This window comes from Rhodococcus sp. KBS0724 (assembly GCF_005938745.2).
Lineage (GTDB): Bacteria > Actinomycetota > Actinomycetes > Mycobacteriales > Mycobacteriaceae > Rhodococcus_F.
In genome coordinates, this window is sequence record NZ_VCBX02000001.1 from 5,868,352 (window position 1) to 5,890,619 (window position 22,268).

The window sequence follows — 22,268 nt, forward strand, 5'->3', positions numbered from 1 at the left end:
CAGTAAGTCAACAGCGAATCTCACGAAACATGCGAAACTGGAGGAATGATGATGGAAAGGGCTGGGAGACCGCGGGATCCAGAGGTCGATCGACGGATCACCGATGCTGCCATGGACGTATTCGGCAGCGCCGGATGGGCAGGGTTCTCCATAGACGCGGTAGCCCGGGTAGCCGGCGTCGGTAAGGCGTCGATCTACCTGCGATGGGCAAGCAAGGAAGAGTTGCTCACTGACAGTGTGGGCCAACGTTTCGCACCGATCGTCGAGATTGACACCGGGAACGTGCGTGAAGACCTACTGGCGATGACGTCGGTACTCGTGGAGCTCTTCAGTGGTCGACACGGACTCGCCGCCCGCCGAATGACGGTGGAATCGCACGCCACCGAAGGTATCGCCGAACGATGGCAATCTGTGCGCGGGTCACAGATCACCGCAGCACGAACCATCGTTCAGCGAGGCGTCCGCCGTGGAGAACTACGTTCGGACACGCCGGTGACCATTCTGCTCGACACGCTCTGCGGAGCCGCGATCAACCACGCCATCGCGACACCACCGCACCTGCGGGAACGAGTTGCCCGGGAGCGCGACAAATACACGAGCGACCTCGTGGACTTCGTACTCGCCTCACTGATCACCACAGATGACTCCTGACGGCACACTGACGCAACACGCACTAGTGCATCGCGTCCCAGGTTACTGATTGCTCGAGCGCCTCAGGGTATTTCTTGCGCAGATACCTGCTCAACTCCAGAATGTGCTCACGCATCGAGTCCAACGCCGCTCCGGGATCCTTGGCTTCGATCGCAACGTAAATCGCGGAATGCGCCTTCAATACAGCGGACCTGCGGTGCACCGGATAGTCGACACCCAGCGCCGCACCTTCGAAGATTCCCTCGATCGCATCGATCAGATATCCGAAGAGCGGGTTCCCCGACGACCACGCGATGATGTCGTGGAACGACTGGTTCGCTTCGAGGAACATCGCCCGGTCGGAAAGGTTCTCACGCATCAGTTGCACCGACGCTTCCAGCTCCGCGAGCTGATCGGCGCCGATACGTTGCGCCGCGAGACTCGCGATCAGTGGCTCGAGGCTTTCCCGGACCTCGACGATCGAACTGAAAGGCGCACCGTCGAATTGGAGCAGCAATCCCAGACTGTTCGCGAGATGTGAGGCGTCAGGCTTCTCCACGGTTGGGCCACCACCGGGGCCGGGCTTGAGCGAGATCGCACCCGAAAGTTCGAGATAGCGAAGGGATTCCCGCAGAGTTCCACGTCCCACCTCATAGCTACCGAGCATGTGCTTCTCGGAGGGCAGCCGATCCCCCTGCTTACATCCGTCGTGGTGGATATCCGCGACTATCCGCCTCGCCACGATCAACGCGGTCTTCTGTGGACGCGCGGTTCGTACGCTCATCTTCGATCCCTCCAATCCGTCAATACTCCGGCTATTCATCCTCATGAATCGCAGTAATTAGCCTTAGTATATCTGCAACTTCGGTTCACGAGTGGCTTGTGCGCAACCGTGCGACCGGCAACACTTCACCGCCTTCGACTGCGGTGAACTCGGTCACAACAGATATCCCCGCAGTCAATCCGACTCCGTCATGATCGACGAGCGCCATATGTACCCAGGGCCCCTCCCGCATCTCCACCAACACGACGACCTCGGACAGTGGCGCTATTCCGTCACGAGGGCGCCCCGGGATGACCGTCCAACTCACCACCTCGCCATATCCGGCCGAGGCCGCCCATTCCAGGCTTCTGCCCTGACAATGAGCGCACAGCAGCGCGCCCGGCTCCGACCAACTCTCACAGCTCGTGCAACGACGCAGCATCAGCCGACCCTCGGCCGTGCCGTCGAAGAATGGCGCCGAACTTTCGTTCCGCAAGACTGCCGACAATCCCATGAGTGTTCTCCGATCTCAGTTGTTCGTGGGCCGTGGACTCAGGACCAGGCTTGAATGGAAGTCCAATACGCCGCCGTTACCGCTCACCAGTACGTGGTCGTGGGAATCCACTTGCCGCTCGCCGGCTTGCCCACGAGCCTGGATTACCGCTTCGGAAAGCGGAGTCATTCCCCACATGTAGTAACCGGACAGTTCTCCGCCGCCGGTATTCGTGGGCAGCGAACCACCGGGCGCGAGGGCGCCGCTCTCCACGAACTTGCCGCCTTCACCCTTCTCGCAGAAGCCATAGTCCTCCAGTGTCACCAGGGTGGTGTAGGTGAAACAGTCGTAGATCTCGGCAATGTCGATATCTTCGAGTTCGATCCCGGCCATCCGCAACGCCGCCGGACCCGAGGTCTTCGCGCCGGTGCTCAGACCGAAGTCGCTGCCCCGCGCCTGAATGTAGCCGGGGTGTCCCTGACCCCAACCACGCACGTACACGGGCGGCTGGGCAAGGTCGCGAGCACGTTCGGCACTGGTCACGATCACCGCGACCGCGCCGTTGCTGACCAAGCAGCAGTCCAACAGTCGAAGCGGGTCAGCAATGACACGTGAAGCCTGGTGATCCTCGAGAGTCATCGGATCACGCATCTGGGCAAGAGGATTCATCTCGGCCCAGGCCCTCGCGGCAATCGCAACCGCCCCGAACTGCTCCGAAGTGGTCCCGTATGCCTCCATATGCCGACGAGCCGCCATCGCGTACTTAGCCGGCGCGCTACGCAAACCGGCTGCCGTAGGCAACGCACCGATGCCGGTCAGGCTCCGTCCTGCACCGCCGTAGGCTCCACTCGAGCCCTTACCCTGAGTCAGTGGCGCGTCGGCGAACACGCAGACCACAGTGTCGACCATTCCGGCCTCGATCGCGAGGGTGGCATACTGCACCATAGCGCCAGCTGACGATCCGAAAGCCTGTACTGCGGTGAGCATTCCAAGATTCCGCATTTGCAAGGAGAACTGCAGTTGCATGCCGATGTCACCGCCCACCCCGGAGTTCACGAGCAGTCCGTCGATCTCGCCCATCGTGATTCCGGCATCGTCCGCGGCCAGACAGATGGCGTCGACAGCAAGTTCGGCAGCCGACTTACCGTAGATCTTTCCCATGGGCGTCATTCCGAGACCGGCGATCGCGGACGTCACCGGGCGCGCGCTCATGGTGCCACCCCGATGCGACGAGGAAGTGTCACTGTGACGACACCCGGACCAACCGAAACCCCTCGTGGGCTTCTGGATTCAACCTCCAGCGCGACCACCCCCGCCCCTGGTCCGTCGATCCCCTTGCCGATTACCTTGCCCTGCACCACCATCGTCTCTCCTACGTAGTTGAACGAACGCATTCGGAATTTCTCCAGGCTGCGGATGGTTCCGTCGATTCCGATCCAATCCCGCACGCACCGTTCCCAGGTTCCGAGAAGGAAGCCGGTATTTGCGTACATTTCATCGGCACCGCTGGCCAGAGCGGACTCGGTGTTGTGGTGGATCGAGTTGAAGTCCCTCGTGGATCCAGCCGCCATCACCATCCGGTACACGGTCAGCGGAAAGGGCACCGCTTCGGTACATTCACCCACTTGGACGTCCTCGAAGTAGCGCTGCGAAGAATGTGCATTCACGAGCTTTCTCCTTTCTGCGTCGGAACGTATGCAAAGGTGCCGGTGCGCTGACGCGCCACGACCTCGCCTGCCTCGGTGACGATGTCGCACTCCCACTTGAGGAAAGCCCCCCGACCCAACGCGGTCTCCTTCGGAGAACAGGCAACGAGCCGATTCGACCTGCGGCCTAGCCGCTCACCGGCAACCACCGGCCGCAAGAAGTCCATGTCGATATCCGTACCGATGAAACCGGTAGTCTTCGGACCTATTCCGAGGCCCTCGTTGTTGATCGGACTGCGCGCGGGCTGGGCGTTTCGTTCATCCGAATCGAAGAGCACCTCGCTCGGACCGCGCATCGCAGGAATCGTCGCGCTCATCATCGCTACGTACGGCATCGTCACGTCCGCGAATCCGCGATCCATGGCAGCAACGGGATCGGTGTGCAGCGCGCAATCGAGTTCCAACGGCTCGGTGAATCGTCGGATCGCCCCGCGCTCGACCGTATCCGCGCCCCACTGAATCTCACCGTCGGAAAAGTCCCGACCGATCGCGTCCACTACGGGCTGCCACTCGCGCTTCCAATCGTCGACCTCGGTCAACGACTCCTGCGCTACTGTCTCAGTCAACGTATTCACTCCTGTGTTTGATTCACATGGTCTCGAGCAGCAAGCCTTCTCACCTGATTGATCACCGGAGCCGTCAATTCAAGGTCCCAGCAGCATGTAGGTCAGCTATCTCGTCGGCCGAGTAGCCGAGTTCGTCTGCGAGCACGGCATTGTTGTGCTGACCCAGCGTCGGAGCGCCGGTTCGAGGCCCGCCTGGAGTCCTCGACAATCGATACCGCGGCCCCTCCACCGTCACGTGACCGTGCAGCGAATGCGGCACTGAGACCAGATGCCCGCGGTGCACGAGTTGCTCATCTTCGGTGAAGTCCTGACTCGAAGCCGAACGGTGCGCCGGTACGCCTGCCTCCTGGAGAGCCCGCTCGGCTTCCGCCGCGGTTCGAGCGCTGGTCCACTGCGCGATGGCAGTGTCGAGATCATCGCGCGCAGATCGCCTTCCGGCAACGGAGTCCATCGACTTGTCCTCGAGCAGGTCAAGCCTTCCGATCACGTCGGCGAGCCTGGGCCACTGCACGTCCTCGGTCACGGCAACGGCAACAAACCTGTCAGTTCCGTCCTCGGACCGGCTCGGGTACACCCCATGCGGCGCGTACGCGGTATCCGCATTCCCCTGTCGCTGAGCGATCACACCGTCGGCAAAGTAGTGCGCACATTGCGGCGACAGAAAGAACACACCCGCCTCGACTTGCGACACATCCAGATACCGGCCCGTACCAGTGCTGTCGCGATCAGCCAGTGCTGCCAGCAATGCCACCAACGCGAGCCGTGGACCGACGTAGTCGGTGTACGGTCCGAACGGCCCGAACGGCAGTCGATCCGCGTAGCCCACCAGATTTTGGAAGCCGCTCGCCGAGGCTCCGATATTGCCGAATCCAGCCAACGTGGACAGTGGACCCGACTGACCCATCAGTGATGTGCTCAGCATGATCAACCCTGGGTTGCCCGCAGACAACGTGTCGAAGTCCAGACCCCAACGCGCCATCAGACCTGGTGAGAACGACTCGATCAGTACATCCGCCTTCGAAGCCAGTGCTGCAACCACCTTGCGCCCGGCTTCGGAGCTGAGATCGACAGTGATGCCCCGTTTTCCGGCGTTGGCGTTCCCGTACAGCATCGAGTTCTCGACGCCCTGCTCGCCGCCTTGGAACGGCGGCATCAAACGAGCTGTCTCGATACGAACCGACGACTCGACTCGGATCACCTCGGCGCCGAAATCAGCCAGCGTTCGACCGATCAAAGGACCCGCGACCACCCAGGACAAATCGAGTACCCGCAGTCCGTTCAGTACGCTTGTCATGCCACCACCTCACTCGCCAAAAGTTCGGACAGGACCGGATCGTCTGCGCCGAGCCAGGACTCGAGCACCTCGGCGGTGTGTTGACCGATACTCGGCGCCGGGCGGCGAACCTGGGGGCCTGCTCCCCCACTGACGTGCACCCATCGAGCGGGAAGCCGCACCTGATCCCCGCCAGATCCCGTCTGCGCGAAGAACTCTCGATGGCTCAGTTGTGGACTTGTTGCTATGTCGCTCATGTCCGAGATCCCGATACACAGCAACCGATAGCGGACCGCCGCGTCCTGCACCTGAGCCTTGGTCTTCGAACCGAGGAACTCAGCCGTCAGTCGTCGCACCTCGAAGATGTCGTCCTCGCCGATCTCGCCCGATTCGATCCGGGCAGGAACGGTGCGCCAGTCCCACGCAAGAAGGTAGTCACCACAAGCGCCCTCGTCGTGCATCCAGCGGATGAAGTTGTTCGTGAAACCGCCGGAGGCCGGCCCCATGGCCAGATGCAGTTCGACGATCCCGTCGATGCAATGCCACTTCTTCAGCGAACTGGAAGTTGATGCACCGCTACCACTTTGGTCGACGCGTCCCGACGCAGGCTTCGGCGCCTGAAAAGTGGGCTGCTGGTGCCACTGAGGTTTTGCATCCCCGGCCGTATACGCCAGCACCCGACCGAGCGTTGCGACCCCCAAGCATGCCTGTGCGGACACGTCGACAACCTGGCCGCGGCCGTCGGCGCAGCGGACCCGATGAGCCAATAGCGCGCCGGCCGCAGCGTCGGTCGCAGCGTGTAAATATGCTTGCTCGACACTGATCCTCAGTGGGGGCAGCTCTCCGTCACGATGCGGGTCGAGCGGTCCACCTGCAGCCCAGATGACGAGATCGGAATCGAGATATCTGGATTTCGGCCCGGTCAGGCCGAATGGGGTAATCGCCACATGTACGAGCGCGGGGTGTACTGCTGTCGTCCGATCGGGATGCAGATCGAGCCGCTCGAGATCCGGTACGGGCATCGACGTCACGACGATGTCGGCAACGGCAAGCAATGCGTCCAGGCACCGAGCACCCTCGGGTGCCGCTACATCGAGAGCGATGCTTCGCTTGTTGGCAGAGAACGTCTCCCAGAACATCGACCGGCCGAGGCTGTCGACCGGAGCCGCGCCTCGAGCTGTCGACCCGGCCTGCGGTTCTACCTGTACGACGTCCGCACCGAGATCCGCCAGAAGACGACCACAGGCTAGCCCCCGATGATCGGTGAGGTCGAGAACCTTGAGGTGGCGGAGCATGGACTCAGACCGTGCCGGTAGACCGACGGATGGCAATCTCGGGGCACGCATTGACTGCCTCCTCTGCCTGAGCCTCGAACTGCGCCGGAACCGCAACCTCGCCCGTCTCGGCGACGTAGCCCTGCTCGTCGTCCGAAAGAAGGTCGGGGGCGACGCTGTAGCAGCGTCCGTGGCCTTGGCAGCGGCTCTTCTCGATAGTCAGAAAGCTCATCACGACTCCCGTTCGTAGGATGGCGACACGCAACCTGCGTGTTCCAGGTCACCTAAATCTATGACTATCATTAGTCTCTATTGCTTGGATGTCAAGGACTACCCAGGCTCCGGGACAAGGTCCAGGTCAGGCCCGTACTCCGCGCCACGCCGTAGTTCCACCGTCCACGGGATAGACGCCCCCGGTGATGAAGGAGGCCGCATCGGACGTCAGGAAACACACCAGTGCCGCAACCTCCACAGGCTCACCGCGACGCGGAATCAGGTGTGTGCCACTCATTTCGCGCTCCCGCTGCTCCTTGTCCTCCGCATCGGCAAGATGCGCATCGGCCATCGGCGTCTTGATGGAACCCGGGCAGAAGCAGTTCGCGCGAATATCCGGCGCGAGAGCGATCGCGGTAGTCCGCGTTAGCTGAATGACCGCCCCCTTACTCGATGCGTATGCCGGCAACGAGTATCCCGTCATGCCTGCCACAGAAGCTGCGTTCACTACCGACGGTCCTCGATCCGACGCCCGCAGGTGTGGCGCTGCGAACTTTGTCGCCAGCCACATCGCCTTCACATTGACCGCGTAGACGGCGTCCCACGCCTCCTCGGTCAACTCCTCGATGCTCGCACTGTCACAGAAGACGGTGTCCAGAACTCCCGCATTGTTGATCAGAACGTCCAACCCGCCGGCAGCCTCCACCGACTGGTGGACCATTGCCTGCACTTGATCCGAGTGTCGCAGGTCGACATGCACCGCAACGGCTTTCGCACCCAGCTCGCGCACCTCCGCTGCAACCGCCTCCGCTTTGGCCAGATCGAGGTCGGCAACCGTGACATGTTCGGCACCTTGGCGAGCGAATTCGAGCGCGATTTCACGCCCCATCCCCATTGCAGCGCCGGTGACCAGAACTCGCTTTCCAGTGTTCATTTCTGCCTTCTCGTGTTTGTCGTTTTCAGTGACCGTGAGCGACCGTCGCGGAAGCGACAACCTTGTCGAAATATGAAGCGAGAAAATGAATCAGCCTCGTAGCCCGGCATGGAGAACCGACGACGGCTCCTCGTACCGGCCGGTGCTGAACGGCGCCGTTCCACCGGCCCGGGTCATACCGGCATCAACCGGGAGCGCGATACCGGTCACGAAGGCCGCCTCGTCACTAACCAGGTAGAGCGCAGCCGCAGCAATGTCCTCCGGCGTCCCCGGGCGGTTCATCAGTGCGGTGCGGCCGAGCGAAGCCCTAGCTCCGTCGATATCGTCCGCACCGCCTGCGGTGAGGTCGGCGGTCATCGCCGAAACCACCGCCCCCGGTATCACCGCGTTAACCCTGATTCCGTGCGGACGCAGTTCGGCGGCCACAGACTGTGTGAGTCCGATAATTCCCGCCTTCGTCGCACTGTAGGCGTGTGGGCCGACTCCACCCATGACACCGGCCGGGCTCGACGTCGAGAGAATGACGCCTTTGCGACGCGGAATCATCACACGAGCAGCATGTTTCATCCCGAGGAGGGTAGCTCGGAGATTAACTGCGAATGTGATGTCGACGTCCTCGGACCGCAACTTCGCAATCGGACCCATCGCGCCCATGATTCCCGCATTGTTGAACATCACGTCGAGATGATCGAACTGCTCGACCGCCGCGTCGACGGCTGCAGCAATATTCGATTCCTCGGTAACATCGGTGTGCACGAATACAGCCGCTGAGCCGAGCTCGGCGGCCAGAGCTTCACCCGCGCCCACCTGGAGGTCCGCGATGACTACACGCGCCCCTTCAGAGACAAATCGACGTGCGGTTCCTGCGCCGATCCCGCTCGCTCCACCGGTAATCAGTGCAACCTTGCCATGCAATCGGTCGGACATTTCTGCTCCCGTCATCTACTGTCTCAGTGAACTACATATATCCGATATCGACCAATCATCATGTTCGTCAATATATTTCGAGCTTCATCCTCGAGCGACAGATGCCATCTCCTCGATGCGAATCAGCTTGACTCGGCGACGTCCCGTTTCCGACCCGACCGCCCGTTCAACCGCGTCGATCCTCTTCCAACCTGATCCGTCGACAAGGTCCGCGCCGCGCCCGGATACCAGGTCTGCAATATCAGCCGGAGATTTGCTCGGTTCCGGAAGAACCCCGGCTCGTAGGTCTGCGATAACCGCTCGTGCAGTCTCTTCCCCACACATACGATTTCGACCGATACCGCCGGTGGCGCCTCGTTTGATCCACCCCGTCACGTAGACCCCGGGTACTACGTCCCCACCAGTCGCGCCGACGACCCGGCCTTCGACGTTGGGAACGACTCCGGCTCCGTCGTCGAACGGCACGCCGTCGAGAGCCAGGCCGGTGTAGCCGATTGCCCGCATCACCAACGTGGCATGAAGGTCGAACTCCTCACCTGTCGGTGCGACCGCCGCGCCACTACCCGGCGACACGCCGAACGCATTGCGCACGCAGCGCACCGAATCGGTTCGATCCCCGGCGCCGTCGATCGCAATGGGCGAGAGCAGATACCGGAACACGACCCGTTTGGCCCCTTCCGTCGGCATCCGGGCGGCGAACTCCTTGGCGATCCGAAGTTTTGTCGCAATCGTCGAGTCGAGAGTTCCGTCAAGGAGCGCCTTTGCATTGACCGGATCCAGAACCAGTTCATCGGGGTCGATAATCACATCCACACCTGGCAAGTCACCCATCGCCAGAAACTCTCCGACGGTGTACGCAGCCTGCGCGATCCCTCGCCTGGCCATGATTACCACTTCGTCAATTCGCGACCTGCCCAAGGCTTCCAGAGCATGGTTCGCAATGTCGGTGGTTCTGAGCACATCAGGGTTCGTAAGAAGTATTCGCGCTACGTCCAACGCGACATTGCCATTGCCGACGACAACGGCCCGCGAACCGGACAGGTCGAACTGTCGATCTGCGTAGTCCGGATGTCCGTTGTACCAGGCCACGAAATCAGTTGCCGCTATACTGCCCGCGCGGTCCTCACCAACGATTCCCAGACGCTTGTCGGTGGACGCGCCGTGCGCGTAGATCACTGCGCCATACCGTTCACGCAGTTCGTCGGTGCTGACATGCCGGCCGACCTCGACGTTGAGAAAGTACTCGAACGACTTTCTCGCGGCGATAGCCGCAAAGGTCTTCTCCACTTGTTTCGTCGAGGGATGATCCGGCGCCACCCCGGCCCGAACCAGGCCGTACGGAGTGGGGAGTCGATCGAACATGTCGACGCGCACGGCTGGGTGCTTCACCAGTTCGCCGGCGGCGTAGAAAGCCGCCGGCCCCGCCCCGACGATCGCGACGTTCACCTTTTCACCGTCGATGAGTGGCAGGTTCTTGCCAGGCACGACCAACCCTGCGGTCACATCGTGATCTGTGTAGTAGTCCGCATTGATCTGCAGGTACCGCTGCTGCCCCTCGTCGAGCGACTCGTCATCGAGAATTGCCTCGACCGGGCACTCCTCGACACATGCGCCACAGTCGATACACGTGGCAGGGTCGATGAACAACATCTCGGTCCGCATGAACTCCGACTCATCGGGAGTCGGATGGATGCAGTTCACCGGACATACGCTGACGCAACTCGCATCGTTGCAGCACGGCTGTGTGATCACATAGGTCATTCGGCTCGAATCCTCTTCCTCGACTGTCCTGCGAACTCTCTGGTCAGCATCCGACCGGGGCAGACCAACCGGCCGCGAGAGTGGTTCCCATCTCTAGGGTGATCCTGTGGTCGATCATGGTCGGAACGCCGACCGTATCCACGGTGCAACGGTATGCGCCCCAACCGATTACCGAGTCCTCGGACGGACGTCCGACGTAGAAGAAATAGGCATCCAAGGCGACGACGTTCGAAGACATCCAGGTGGCCGTGATATTGGAAACGAAGTGCCTCTTACCTGATGGCCCGGCAGCCCATGCCCTGTCGAAGAACGCCGCAATTTCGTCTGTACCAGTGAAGGTTCCGACCCGAGTATCCAGAATGCTACGCGCGGTGTAGAGACGACGAAGTGCATCGGCGTCGTGATTATCGACGGCGGTTGCGTAGTCCGCGAATACACCGCGCGCCGCCTCGATCTGCTCGAGGCGCTCCACACGAGCAAGCACCGCCGCCAATTCATTCCCCGTGACAGTGTCAGCAGGCATCGTGTTCCTCCTTCGAGACGGTCAACGCATGTGGCCTTACTTCCGGCGATGCGCACGACCTGAATATTCGTCGGCGTGTGCCACATCACTCATTAACATGCTAATTATTAGTATGAATTAGTTCAGGATGCAAGGCCCGCCCCCGTATCGGTCGAACAGCGTGCGAGAAGGCAAAGTTCGAACCAAAGCAAGAAGCGCTCGACGCTCCAACGAACAATCCGGCTCAACCTGCAGAAACCGAACGAGAATGGACGGTTTCAAGAACCTCAGAGTCGGATGGACGGTTTCAAGAACCTCAGAGTCGGATGGACGGTTTCAAGAACCTCAGAGGCGGGTAGCCACATCTCACGACCCGTCGCGCGCAGAACGACGGGTCCGCTTGTGCCCGAAAGTTCCACACAGACAGATTGGTTTTCCCATGAAACTGTCCCGAACTCTGACCATGACCGCGATTGTCGTTGCCGCCGTCGGCGCGGGCGCCGGCACGGCTGTGGCAGCACCGAACACCGGCTTCGATCCGTTCAACCCACCGGTAAGCACGAACAGTCCGACTGCAGCGACGCTCTTCCCTGGTAACGATGCCAAACAAGCTGCGTTCGACACCATGACAAACGAAATCAATATCGGGTGGAACAACGGCGGCTTGCAGTCGACGCTCGGCGGAGCGGCCACGGGCATCGGGATCGGTTGCTTGTCGATCTTCCCCAATTTCATCGCGGGATGCATCGTCGGTGGAGCCATCGGAACGGGCATCGGCCTCGGCAACGGCATCATGAACGGAAACCCGAATGCCGCACCGGCAGTGGAGAAATTCTTCGCCACTCCGTAATTCAGTCGTGTGTGTGACCCGACGTGGGATCGTCACCGAAATGCGTAGCGCCGATCGAGTGCAGTAGCTGGTGAACGGTGTCGTCAGCCAATTGGTAGCGCATCGAACGGCCGTCTCGCGTCGCAGTCACCCACCCCTGGCTCCGAAGCAGCCGAAGTGCATGCGAGACAGCCGTCCCGCTCATTCCCAATGCCACGGACAGGTCCGTGACGCAGATACCCGGCGCGTGATGCAGGCACAGGAGAAGCCGAAGGCGATTGGCATCGGACAGCAGTTCAAATCTGTTGGCCCACACAGTCACGTCCAGACCCTCGAGCGCCGCCTGCCCGCGCCGGACATCGGCGATGTTCAAAGCGCCGCTTGACTCCATGCCCGACCGCCTCCGTAGTGCTGTTATCCCTCATACGGAGTGTACCCAGGGTGCACTCAGGCGGATTCCACTACAGCAGCTAGTCCCTGCCCGCCGCCGATGCACATGGTCAACAGCGCTTTTCCACTGCCGCGGCGGTTGAGTTCGTGCAGGGCGGTGGTCGCCATTCGGGCACCCGTCGCGCCGACGGGATGTCCGAGTGAAATTCCGGAACCGTTGACGTTGAGCCGGTCGAGGTCCTCGAAGCCCCATTCCCTCACGACACCGAGAACCTGGCACGCAAATGCCTCGTTCAACTCCACCAACTCGAAATCGGAGAAATTGCCGCCGGTCCTGGCGAAGAGCTTCGATACTGCGGCGACGGGGCCGAGTCCCATCAGCGCGGGTTCACAGCCCGCGGCAGCCCAACTGTCCAGGAAGCCGATCGGTTCGAGACCCAACTCGTCGAGGCGATCTTCCGCAACCACCAACATCGCTGCCGCAGCGTCATTCTGCTGACTGGCGTTTCCGGCTGTGACGACGCCACCCTTCGTGACGGTCCGCAACCGCCCGAGTGTGTCCATCGACGTATCGTCGCGGATTCCCTCGTCACTGCGGAACTCCGTGACGTTGCCCTTGCGGTCGGTCAGTTCCACGGAGACTATTTCGGCGTCGAAACGGCCGGAATCTCGCGCAGCCGTCGCCTTGCGATGACTGTCCACCGCAAACTGATCGGACTGCTCGCGGTTGATATCGCAGCGCTGAGCAACATTCTCCGCGGTTTCGATCATGCCGCTGATCTTGCCGAATCGCCATTCCGGCTGTGACCGCTCGCGGCCACGGTCAAGCCTGTCGAACAGTTGCAGCCCACCGGCTTTGGTGCCCCATCGTGCTCCGGTGGCGTAATGCTCGATACCGCTCATCGATTCGACGCCGCCCGCGAGAACTACGTCGGCAGCGCCTGTTTGAACCATCAACGCCGCGGTGATAATGGCCTGCAGACCCGTTCCGCATCGACGATCGGTCTGAAAACCGGCAACCGAGATGGGAAGCCCGGCCTCGAGTGCTGCCCACCTGCCGATGCACGGCGCTTCCGAATTGGCGTACGACTGGCCCATCGCAACATCGTCGATGCGCGCCGGATCGATGCCACTGCGACGAACCGTCTCCCTGATTACCGTGGCTGCCAAAGTCTCGGCAGGCACATCACGCAGTGCCCCGCCGAAGCGGCCCACCCCGGTACGAACCGGCGCAACCAGCGCTGCTCGTTTCATGATTTCCTCGAATCTTGTTCTGTAAGTAGAAGAATGGCTCAGGCAACGAGCAGACGGACCGTCTCGGCAACAAGAGCCGGCTTCGTAGCGCCCTCGATCTCGATCGTGTATCGAACTACCACGGTGGCCCCTTTGAGGGTTCGCTCGAACGAGAGAACTTCGGCACCTGCCCGAACCGACGAACCAACCTTGACCGGCTCGGGGAAACGGACCTTATTGGTACCGTAGTTGACAGTCATCGCTATGCCGTCGACGCGCATCACCTGGGCACCGAGCACAGGCAACAGCGACAGAGTCAGGTAGCCGTGTGCGATGGTGCCGCCGTACGGACCCTGCGCGGCGCGTTCAGGATCCACGTGAATCCACTGACGGTCTTCGGTCGCGTCGGCAAACTTGTCGACTCGTTCCTGAGTGACCGGAAACCACTCGCTGTATCCGAGGTGCTCGCCTACTGCCGACTCGACGTCGTCGATTCCGTTGAATACTCGCATAGTCTCTCCTGAGAGAATTTGGGTGACAACGAGATACCACCGCGGAATCCGCTAGTGCGCACCTCGTCGTAGCGTCACTCGATAGGTGTACTGCTCGGGCAGGAAGTAGCTGACCGACAATTCGTTGGCCAGCCCGGCAGCATTGGTATACAGACGATCGACGCGCAACATCGCGTGCCCGGGTTCACAGTTGACGTCTCTGGCCACGTCAGCAGTGGCTGGCGCAACTGTAATCGACTGCGCTGCTTCAATGATCGGACTGGCCAGCAGGGGCTCCAACAATCCGATCACGGTGTAGGAACTGACGGCACCGGCCAGCATTTCGGGCGCGTCGACAATATGACGGGCAACAGCTTCGGGCAGGTGCGCGGTGGTCTGCACGAAGGGAATTCCTTCATGAAATCGGCGAAATACCACCGTGTACACCACGTCAGTATCCAATCGAAGCCTACTTGCCGCTTCGATATCCACGCGCCGAACCAGTGGCGACACCACTTCCATCGTCGTGTCGTTCGACAGGTTCATCAGGTCTTCGATGGACCCCAGATGCCGCAGATACTGGCCACTGTTCTCCGTCACGAACGTGCCACGACCCGGAACCCGATACACGATGCCTTCGGACACCAGGTCGTGGAATGCTCGTCGAACCGTCTGGCGGCTCACGCCGTGCTGAGTCGCCAGTTCGGATTCGGTGGGTAGCTGAAGGCCGTCGCGGTAAGTTCCGGCGGATATCTGCTGACGAAGCTCACGGGAGAGGCGTTGGTACGCCGGCTCCGTCTCTCTTTCCTTACCGCTCATAGCATTCAGATTCTACTGGCTCACAGAGTGGTCACAGACCACCGCGCGCAACCAGCTGCGCGACGATGACATTGCGCTGAATCTCGTTGGTACCCTCGCCCACGATCATCAGTGGAGCGTCCCGGAAGTAGCGTTCTACGTCGTATTCCGTCGAGTAGCCGTAGCCACCGTGAATGCGGACCGCGGACAGCGCAATTTCCATGGCGATCTCGGACGCGTACAGCTTGGCCATCCCGGCTTCCATGTCGCACCGCTCGCCGCTGTCGTACTTTTCCGCCGCGTGCCAGGTCAATTGCCGGGCCGCGGTCAACTTCGTGGCCATGTCCGCAAGGTAGTTACCGATCGACTGATGCTTCCAGATCGGCTTTCCGAAGCTCTCACGCTGCTGGGCGTAGGCAAGCGAATCTTCGAGTGCAGCGGTCGCAACGCCGAGCGCACGGCAGGCCACCTGGATACGGCCGGTTTCGAGGCCCTTCATCATCTGCCCGAAACCTTTGCCCGGTACGCCGCCGAGGATCGCGTCTTCGGAGATACGGTAGTTGTCGAACGACAACTCGCAGCTCTCGACACCCTTGTAGCCGAGCTTGGGGAGATCCCGCGAAACGGTGAGCCCATCACCTTGTTCGACCAGGACGATCGAGATACCGGCATGACGCGGACTTGCCGAAGGATCTGTCTTGCACAGCAATGCGATCACACCGGATCGCCGGGCATTGGTGATCCAGGTCTTCGCTCCGTTGATGACCAGATCGCTGCCGTCGCTCTTGGCGTTGGTGGTCATCGCCTGGAGATCCGAGCCGCCGCCGGGCTCGGTGAGCGCCATCGTGGCGCGAATCTCGCCGGTTGCCATCCGCGGCAGGTACTTCTGCTTCTGTTCCTCGGTGCCGAACAGCGTGATCAGCTTGGCGACGACGGTGTGTCCGCCCATAGCGCCGGACAAGGTCATCCATCCGCGAGCCAATTCCTGAGTCACCATCGCGTAGCACGGCATCGACACCGGGGCTCCGCCGTACTCCTCGGGAATGGCGAGGCCGTAGATCCCGATCTGCTTCATCTGGTCGATCCACTTTTCGGGATATTCGTTCGCGTGCTCCACCTCCTGCACGGAGGGCTTGACCTCGCGATCTATGAACGATCGCACCGTATCGACCAGAAAGGTCTCTTCGTCGTTGAGCTTGAGCATGAATCCGCCTCGACATTGTTCAAAGTTTGTACGGCCATATTTGGCCATTGTTCGCCCTTTGTCAATACTTCGCCTTGACAGTCACCCACAAATGCTGCCAGCATCGTGGCAAGACCAGTGCAATTCTGGAAATATCGACACAATTTCAACCTATTCACGGCAACTCACAACATTCTCAACTGGCCGTACATTTGGGCCCTGATAGAGGTAATCGACACACGTGACGAACAACGAGTACCGCACTGTCCGACGACGCACCGCCCTCGTCGCGCCCGGCAGCGACGAGCGCAAGGCACGCAAAGCACTGAACTCGACCGCGGACGAGGTGATCCTCGATCTCGAAGACGCCGTCACCACGGCCAACAAACACACAGCCCGCGAACTCGTCGCCGAACTCGTTCGCGAGTTCGGCCCGTCCCGGACCGTGTCCGTGCGCGTCAACGGACCGACCACACCGTGGTTCGAGGCCGACATGACCGCGTGCGGCGCACTCGACGAATCATTGACCAGTGCGATAGTCCCGAAAGTGGAGTCCCCCGAGAACCTCCTCGACGCGCAGCGACTGCTCGTCGCAGCAGGCGCACACTCCGTCACCCTTCAAGCGCTCATCGAGACACCGTTGGGTGTCTCGAACGTCGACGCCGTCACCCGAGCCACGACGCGCCTGCAGGCACTTGTCATCGGATACGCCGATCTCGGTGCAGCACTGGGACGCTCACGGACCGCACTCCCGGAGCACTGGCTGGCCGTGCAGGACAGAATTCTGATCGCCTGCCGCACCGCAGGCATCGCCGCCATCGACGGACCGTTTCTCGGAATCGCCGACAACGACGCCTTCCGCCACTCCGCAGCCTGGACCAGCGCCCTCGGATTCGACGGAAAATGGGTCATCCACCCCGCGCAGATCGACTCCGCGACAGCAGCATTCACACCGTCCGACTCCGATGTCGCCGACGCCCGACGCGTTCTCGGCGCCCTCGAGGAAGCCGAAGCCTCCGGAGCCGGCGCCGCGCAACTCGACGGCCAGATGCTCGACGAAGCCGTCGCGGTAGCAGCACGTCGCACACTCGCCCGAGCAGAAGGAGTCAACGCATGAGCGAACACCGTGTCGGCGGACCGTACTTCGACGAACTCACCCACGGCCAAATCTTCGACGAAGCCCCCGCCGTGACACTGACAAGTGGCCTCGCCGCCACCCACCAGGCCATCCTCGGCGACCGGATGCGACTGCCGCTCGACGCACACCTCTCGACAGCGGTCACCGGCGCTGCACCCGTCGCCAATCCCGGTTTGATCACCGACATCGCGATCGGCCAGTCCACCGTGGTCACCCACCACGTGAAAGCCAACCTCTTCTACCGCGGACTGCGATTCCACCGCTTCCCCGTCCTCGGCGACACCCTGTACACGCGCACCGAAGTTGTCGGCCTGCGCGAAAACTCGTCCAAACCCGGCCGCGCACCCACCGGCCTTGCGGCACTACGGATGACGTCCACCGACCAAAACGGCAACACCGTCCTCGACTTCTACCGGTGCGCGATGCTGCCACTGAGCGGCACACCCGACGAGAAGCGCACACGCCACGACGACGATCTCTCCTCCATCGGCCCCGACGCCCCCGCACCGTACGAGACGCCGCGCGAGTGGAACCTCGACGCCTACCGGAACAAGGTTCCCGGCAAGCACTTCGAGCAGACACTGGTCGGTTCAATCCACCGCAGCAGCGGCGACGTCGTCTCCAGCGCACCCGAACTCGCCCGCCTGAGCCTCAACATCGCGGCGACACATCACGACGAACGCGTCGGCGCCCACGGCCGTCTCGTCTACGGTGGCCACACCATCGGGATCGCCCTCGCCCAGGCGACGCGGGCACTGCCGAACCTGGTCACCGTCCTCGGCTGGCATTCCTGTGATCACACCGGACCCGTCCACGAAGGCGACACCCTCACCAGCGAACTGCACGTCGAAAGCGCCACCCCACTCGAACACGGCACCGCAGTCGAGCTTCGATCACTTGTTTTCTCCCACAACAGCTCTGCCACCGACACCCCCGTGCTGGACTGGCGATTCACAGCGTTGATGGCATGACCGAGACGCTAAGGACCATCATGACGACCCCCAACACATCCGCAGGCCCGTTGACAGGACTGCGCATCATCGAGATCTCCAGTTTTGTCGCCGCTCCCCTCTGCGGACTGACACTCTCCCAACTCGGTGCCGAGGTCATCCGAATCGACCCCATCGGCGGCGCTGCCGACTACAACCGCTGGCCGGTCACCGATCACGGCGAGAGCATCTACTGGACCGGCCTGAACAAAGGCAAGAAGTCACTCGCAGTAAACATGCGCTCCGAACAGGGGCAAGCATTGGTCCAACAACTGGTCACCGCACCCGGCCCCGGCAACGGCATCCTCGTCACCAACGCCGGCGGACGCGCCTGGATGAGCCACGACACCCTCACCGCTCTGCGCAGCGACGTCATCACCCTCGAAATCCTCGGCCGCCGCGACGGCTCCCCCGGCGTCGACTACACCGTCAACGCCGGATTGGGATTTCCGATGATGACCGGGCCTGCAGACCACGCCGGCGTCGTCAACCACGTACTCCCCGCCTGGGACATGGCCTGCGGATTACATGCAGCACTTGCCATCACCTCAGCAGCACGCAAACGTGACATCAGCGGCGAGGGATCCCAGATCACCCTCCCCCTCGAAGATGTCGCGCTCGCAACGGCGGGCACCCTCGGATACTTCACCGAAGTCCAGATCAACGGACACAGCCGCACATCCGGCGGCAACGCCGTCTACGGAACCTACGGAATCGACTTCGTCACCAGCGACAACGAACGTTTCATGATCGTCGCGCTGACCACCCGCCATTTCCGTGACCTCACGGCCATGACCGGAACAACCGAAGCCGTCGAAGCCGTCGAAGCTGCCTTGGGCGCAGATTTCACCACCGAAGCCGACCGGTACACCCACCGCGAGGTGCTCACCGCATTGTTCTCGCGTTGGTTTCGTGAACACAGCGGTAGCGAAGTTGCTGCAGCACTGGACAAGACATCGATCCTGTCCGAGCGCTACCGGAGTTTCGAAACGGTTGTCGAATCCGGCGAACTCGAAAAGAACCCGATGTTCACGACGCTCGAACAACCTCGTATCGGTTCCTACCTCGCCGCCGGTCATCCCGCATCATTCAACGGAACTCACTTCACGACCGGACCCGCCCCGGTAGTCGGCGAAGATTCCGTGACCGTACTGGCCGAGATCCTCGGCACGACTGCAGATCGTGCGGCCGAGCTGGCAAAGAACGGCATAGTCGGCGTTCCGGCACTCTGATCACCCGCATACAACTTCGGCCTCGGGAAACTCTCCCGAGGCCGAAGTTGTATGCGCGCAAGGGAACTGTCAGAGGCCAAGATCTTTCGCGATGATGGTTTTCATGACTTCACTTGTACCACCGTAGATTCGCGTGACGCGTGTATCAGCGTAGAGGCGAGCGATGGGGTACTCGGTGATGTACCCGTACCCACCGTGCAACTGGAGGCATTTGTCGATTACTCGACCTGCCGCCTCGGTACAGAACAGCTTTGCCTTCGCCGCGTCCGGAATCGTCAGCGTGCCACGGTCGTGGCACTCTAGTGCGTTGTCAGACACCAACTGGATGGCGTCGACTTCGGTAGCGCACTCTGCCAGAACGAATTTGGTGTTCTGGAACGCTGCAACGGGCTTGCCGAAGACCTTGCGATCCTTGACATAGTCGATGGCAAATCGAAGCGCTGCAGTGGCAGACGCGGCCGCGCCGAAAGCAATGGTCAATCGTTCCTGAGCCAGGTTGTGGGTCAGATAGCTGAAGCCGTGGCCTTCTTCGCCGAGCCGATCCTCGACAGGCACCTGGACGTCGACAAACGAAAGTTCCGCAGTGTCCGAGGTCTTGAGTCCGATCTTGTTGATCTTGCGCCCCACCGAGAAGCCGGGTGACGACGTGTCGACCACCAGAATCGACAGTCCGCTACGACGGTTCTCCGCTGTACTGGGCGAAGTGCGGCACACCACCAATATCCGATCGGCCAGCACACCTCCGGTGATGAACGTCTTGGCACCGTTGACCACGTAGTGTGTACCGTCCTCGGACAGCTTGGCCGACGTCGCAATGTTAGCCAGGTCCGAACCCGTTCCCGGTTCGGTCATCGCAATCGCAAACATCAGATCACCAGACGCAAACCCGGGCAGCCACCGATTCTTCTGTTCATCGTTCGCGTACTCGAGCAGGTACGGCAGGATCAGGTTCGTATGAACCGACTGCGAGCCGAACGACGCCCCGGCCGCGGCAACTTCCTCGGCGACGACGACATTGAATTTGAGCGAGGACTCCCCGCCTCCGCCATATTCCTCCGGCACCTGAATTCCGAGTACGCCCAGCTCACCCAGTCGGCGATAGAAATCACGGGGTGGGTGACCGTCCTCTTCCCACTTCTCGTGGACTGGCGTCACTTCCTTCGCGATGAAATCGCGGACGGTAGCCCGGAATGCCTCGTGATCCTCGTTGAACACGGTGCGCTGCATGTATGAACTCCAGTCGGTCGAGGGAAACAGGGTGATCCTTTTTTGTCACCTTGCCTCAATCTGCCGCGTTCGATCCAACACTCGTCGCCTATGCGTCCGATAGGGCATTCCAATGCGCCCTGACCTGCGATACATAGGCAACCGCTATCGTTCCGATCACCGACGCGACATTGCCGAAAGTGATCCAGAACACGTTGAATAGGGCAGCCGGCAACGCACACAACCGATCGCTTCGAGGCCGTGCTTCGATCACGATCGCAACCGCCTACCAACCTCGAAGGACGCCCGTGGCCAACATCGCGCAGCATCGTAACGACGTCCAACCTGAATCGACTTCGGTCCCTGTCTTCGGAACTCGCAAGCGCGCCTGGTCTATGACCGGACTGGTCGTGTTCCTCTACATAGTCAACTACGCAGACAAAGCAGTCCTCGGAATCATCGCTCAACCGCTTGCACGCGAACTCGGACTGAAGTCGTCGCAAATCGGCATGGTCGGCTCGCTCTTCTTTCTGATGTTCTGCATCGGCGGCTTCCTGGCCGGACCACTGAACAAGTACCTCACCCTGCGTTGGGCGCTGCTGATCTTGGCTGCGATCTGGTCCGTAGTCATGCTTCCCCTGGTTCTCGGCGCAAGTCTCGCGATGTTGATCGTCTCTCGCATGCTTTTGGGACTTGCCGAAGGCCCCAGCTCGGCGTTGATGCACACTGCCGCCTACTCATGGCATCCACCGGCCAAGCGTGGCCTCCCCGGCGCGATGCTCGCCGGATCCGCCTCCGTGGCAAAGATCGCGCTCGCACCGGTGCTCACATTCATCGCGGTCCATTACGGTTGGCGTGCAGCGGTTCTCTCGCTCTCCGTTCTCGGTCTGGTGTGGATGGGTTGTTGGCTGGCCGGTTGGTCCGAGGGTCCGTACACGAGCAAGGCAGTCAAGGCGACCAGACATGCCGATCCAGGAGAAGCGGTCGAGACGACAACAAAGGCAGTCACCGAACCGAACGTTCCGTGGCGCAAGATCCTGCTCTCCCGCACTTTTGTCAGCTGCTGCTTCCTCATTGCCGCCATCTACGCGTTGACCACAGTGGTCCTCACCTGGCTGCCGTCGTACTTCGAGGTCGGCCTCGGTTACAGTGCAATGCAAGCCGGTTCGATGTTCGCGCTGCCCTCGATCGTCGGTCTGATCCTCATGATCACGTCCGGTTCCGTCACGGACAAGTTGATCGGCCGCGGTTTCACGTCTCGTGCGGTTCGTGTCATCGTTCCCTGTGTCGGCGTTCTGATTTGCGGGTCGATACTCCTGTTCCTGCCTCAGATTTCCACTCCCGCCGTCGCTGTTGCCATCGTCTCGATCGGCTACGGATTCTCGGCAATCACTTTTCCTCTCATCAATGCTGCGATCTCCGAACTGTGCCCGCCGCAGCAGACAGCCGGAACCATGGGATTCTTCCTCGCCATCATGTCGATCGGCGGCCTGATTGCGCCATACGCAACGGGAGTCATCGTGGACAATGCCGCAACGCCGGCCGACGGCTACGCCCAGTCCTTCCAGGCAATCGGCATCATCGGCGTCATCGCCGCCGTTCTGGTCCTCGTCTTCGCCAATCCGGATCGCGACCGCAAGCTCATCCGCGGCTGAGTGCACTACTCATAGCCATTCGCTAACAAAGCCATTCACCGAAAGACATTGCCGGGACGTTGCCGCTCGTGATCGACTCGAA

At 61.3% G+C, this 22,268-nt stretch carries 24 protein-coding genes; 6 read left to right on the forward strand and 18 right to left on the reverse strand.

Annotated elements, in window-relative coordinates:
* Positions 1 to 51: 51 nt before the first annotated feature.
* Positions 52 to 651 carry a TetR/AcrR family transcriptional regulator gene (locus FFI94_RS26930; RefSeq protein ID WP_260684352.1) on the forward strand — a complete coding sequence of 200 codons (600 nt, stop codon included), beginning with the start codon at positions 52 to 54 and terminating at the stop codon, positions 649 to 651.
* Between the two features lie 22 nt (positions 652 to 673).
* Here FFI94_RS26930 and FFI94_RS26935 read toward each other — a convergent pair whose 3' ends face one another.
* The 12 genes from FFI94_RS26935 to FFI94_RS26990 form a co-directional block, all read right to left on the reverse strand.
* The gene (locus tag FFI94_RS26935; RefSeq protein ID WP_138870507.1) at positions 674 to 1,414 is read right to left on the reverse strand and encodes a FadR/GntR family transcriptional regulator; all 741 of its coding nucleotides are present in this window, start codon (positions 1,412 to 1,414) and stop codon (positions 674 to 676) included.
* Between the two features lie 85 nt (positions 1,415 to 1,499).
* Entirely contained in the window at positions 1,500 to 1,907 is a 408-nt protein-coding gene (locus FFI94_RS26940; protein WP_138870508.1) for a Zn-ribbon domain-containing OB-fold protein, read from the reverse strand.
* A gap of 15 nt (positions 1,908 to 1,922) precedes the next feature.
* The gene (locus FFI94_RS26945; protein WP_138870509.1) at positions 1,923 to 3,098 is read right to left on the reverse strand and encodes a thiolase family protein; all 1,176 of its coding nucleotides are present in this window, start codon (positions 3,096 to 3,098) and stop codon (positions 1,923 to 1,925) included.
* The gene (locus tag FFI94_RS26950; protein ID WP_138870510.1) at positions 3,095 to 3,553 is read right to left on the reverse strand and encodes an acyl dehydratase; all 459 of its coding nucleotides are present in this window, start codon (positions 3,551 to 3,553) and stop codon (positions 3,095 to 3,097) included. Before FFI94_RS26950 ends, FFI94_RS26945 begins: the two co-directional genes overlap by 4 nt.
* Positions 3,550 to 4,158: a MaoC family dehydratase N-terminal domain-containing protein gene (locus FFI94_RS26955; RefSeq protein ID WP_260684353.1), complete on the reverse strand. Its 609-nt coding sequence runs from the start codon at positions 4,156 to 4,158 to the stop codon at positions 3,550 to 3,552. The genes FFI94_RS26950 and FFI94_RS26955 overlap by 4 nt, the downstream gene beginning before the upstream one ends.
* 73 nt (positions 4,159 to 4,231) lie before the next feature.
* Positions 4,232 to 5,452 carry a CaiB/BaiF CoA-transferase family protein gene (locus FFI94_RS26960; RefSeq protein WP_138870511.1) on the reverse strand — a complete coding sequence of 407 codons (1,221 nt, stop codon included), beginning with the start codon at positions 5,450 to 5,452 and terminating at the stop codon, positions 4,232 to 4,234.
* Positions 5,449 to 6,726: a CoA transferase gene (locus FFI94_RS26965; protein WP_138870512.1), complete on the reverse strand. Its 1,278-nt coding sequence runs from the start codon at positions 6,724 to 6,726 to the stop codon at positions 5,449 to 5,451. Before FFI94_RS26965 ends, FFI94_RS26960 begins: the two co-directional genes overlap by 4 nt.
* A 4-nt stretch (positions 6,727 to 6,730) precedes the next feature.
* The gene (locus FFI94_RS26970; RefSeq protein ID WP_138870513.1) at positions 6,731 to 6,937 is read right to left on the reverse strand and encodes a ferredoxin; all 207 of its coding nucleotides are present in this window, start codon (positions 6,935 to 6,937) and stop codon (positions 6,731 to 6,733) included.
* Positions 6,938 to 7,063: 126 nt separating this feature from the next.
* Complete coding sequence (locus FFI94_RS26975; protein WP_138870514.1) at positions 7,064 to 7,852, reverse strand: SDR family NAD(P)-dependent oxidoreductase; 789 nt, start codon at positions 7,850 to 7,852, stop codon at positions 7,064 to 7,066.
* A 90-nt stretch (positions 7,853 to 7,942) separates the two neighbouring features.
* On the reverse strand, positions 7,943 to 8,779 hold the full coding sequence (locus tag FFI94_RS26980; protein ID WP_138870515.1) for a glucose 1-dehydrogenase: 837 nt from the start codon (positions 8,777 to 8,779) through the stop codon (positions 7,943 to 7,945).
* Between the two features lie 84 nt (positions 8,780 to 8,863).
* Positions 8,864 to 10,540 carry an FAD-dependent oxidoreductase gene (locus tag FFI94_RS26985; RefSeq protein ID WP_138870516.1) on the reverse strand — a complete coding sequence of 559 codons (1,677 nt, stop codon included), beginning with the start codon at positions 10,538 to 10,540 and terminating at the stop codon, positions 8,864 to 8,866.
* Between the two features lie 43 nt (positions 10,541 to 10,583).
* Positions 10,584 to 11,063: a nuclear transport factor 2 family protein gene (locus FFI94_RS26990; protein WP_138870517.1), complete on the reverse strand. Its 480-nt coding sequence runs from the start codon at positions 11,061 to 11,063 to the stop codon at positions 10,584 to 10,586.
* A 418-nt stretch (positions 11,064 to 11,481) separates the two neighbouring features.
* Between FFI94_RS26990 and FFI94_RS26995 the strand changes: the two genes are divergently transcribed.
* Positions 11,482 to 11,892: a hypothetical protein gene (locus tag FFI94_RS26995; RefSeq protein WP_185993330.1), complete on the forward strand. Its 411-nt coding sequence runs from the start codon at positions 11,482 to 11,484 to the stop codon at positions 11,890 to 11,892.
* Between the two features lies 1 nt (position 11,893).
* Here FFI94_RS26995 and FFI94_RS27000 read toward each other — a convergent pair whose 3' ends face one another.
* From FFI94_RS27000 to FFI94_RS27020, 5 genes are read right to left on the reverse strand one after another with little or no spacing between them, the layout of a single operon-like run.
* Positions 11,894 to 12,262: a helix-turn-helix transcriptional regulator gene (locus FFI94_RS27000; RefSeq protein ID WP_138870519.1), complete on the reverse strand. Its 369-nt coding sequence runs from the start codon at positions 12,260 to 12,262 to the stop codon at positions 11,894 to 11,896.
* Between the two features lie 56 nt (positions 12,263 to 12,318).
* On the reverse strand, positions 12,319 to 13,515 hold the full coding sequence (locus tag FFI94_RS27005; RefSeq protein WP_138870520.1) for an acetyl-CoA C-acetyltransferase: 1,197 nt from the start codon (positions 13,513 to 13,515) through the stop codon (positions 12,319 to 12,321).
* A gap of 38 nt (positions 13,516 to 13,553) precedes the next feature.
* The gene (locus tag FFI94_RS27010) at positions 13,554 to 14,006 is read right to left on the reverse strand and encodes a MaoC family dehydratase (RefSeq protein ID WP_138870521.1); all 453 of its coding nucleotides are present in this window, start codon (positions 14,004 to 14,006) and stop codon (positions 13,554 to 13,556) included.
* 51 nt (positions 14,007 to 14,057) lie between these two features.
* Positions 14,058 to 14,804, reverse strand: coding sequence for a GntR family transcriptional regulator (locus FFI94_RS27015; RefSeq protein WP_138870522.1), 747 nt, complete (start codon positions 14,802 to 14,804; stop codon positions 14,058 to 14,060).
* Between the two features lie 31 nt (positions 14,805 to 14,835).
* Positions 14,836 to 15,987: an acyl-CoA dehydrogenase family protein gene (locus FFI94_RS27020; RefSeq protein ID WP_138870523.1), complete on the reverse strand. Its 1,152-nt coding sequence runs from the start codon at positions 15,985 to 15,987 to the stop codon at positions 14,836 to 14,838.
* Positions 15,988 to 16,207: 220 nt separating this feature from the next.
* Here FFI94_RS27020 and FFI94_RS27025 point away from each other — a divergent pair, with 220 nt between their 5' ends.
* From FFI94_RS27025 to FFI94_RS27035, 3 genes are read left to right on the forward strand one after another with little or no spacing between them, the layout of a single operon-like run.
* On the forward strand, positions 16,208 to 17,083 hold the full coding sequence (locus FFI94_RS27025) for a CoA ester lyase (RefSeq protein WP_138870524.1): 876 nt from the start codon (positions 16,208 to 16,210) through the stop codon (positions 17,081 to 17,083).
* Positions 17,080 to 18,075, forward strand: coding sequence for a MaoC family dehydratase (locus tag FFI94_RS27030; protein WP_138870525.1), 996 nt, complete (start codon positions 17,080 to 17,082; stop codon positions 18,073 to 18,075). The genes FFI94_RS27025 and FFI94_RS27030 overlap by 4 nt, the downstream gene beginning before the upstream one ends.
* A gap of 20 nt (positions 18,076 to 18,095) precedes the next feature.
* Positions 18,096 to 19,325, forward strand: a complete 1,230-nt coding sequence (locus FFI94_RS27035; protein WP_138873445.1) for a CoA transferase — start codon at positions 18,096 to 18,098, stop codon at positions 19,323 to 19,325.
* A 69-nt stretch (positions 19,326 to 19,394) separates the two neighbouring features.
* On the opposite strand, the gene FFI94_RS27040 is transcribed toward FFI94_RS27035, so the two are convergent.
* Positions 19,395 to 20,552, reverse strand: coding sequence for an acyl-CoA dehydrogenase family protein (locus tag FFI94_RS27040; protein ID WP_138870526.1), 1,158 nt, complete (start codon positions 20,550 to 20,552; stop codon positions 19,395 to 19,397).
* A 296-nt stretch (positions 20,553 to 20,848) separates the two neighbouring features.
* On the opposite strand from FFI94_RS27040, the gene FFI94_RS27045 reads away from it, so the two are divergent.
* Positions 20,849 to 22,186 carry an MFS transporter gene (locus FFI94_RS27045; protein WP_397495584.1) on the forward strand — a complete coding sequence of 446 codons (1,338 nt, stop codon included), beginning with the start codon at positions 20,849 to 20,851 and terminating at the stop codon, positions 22,184 to 22,186.
* Positions 22,187 to 22,268 lie beyond the last annotated feature (82 nt).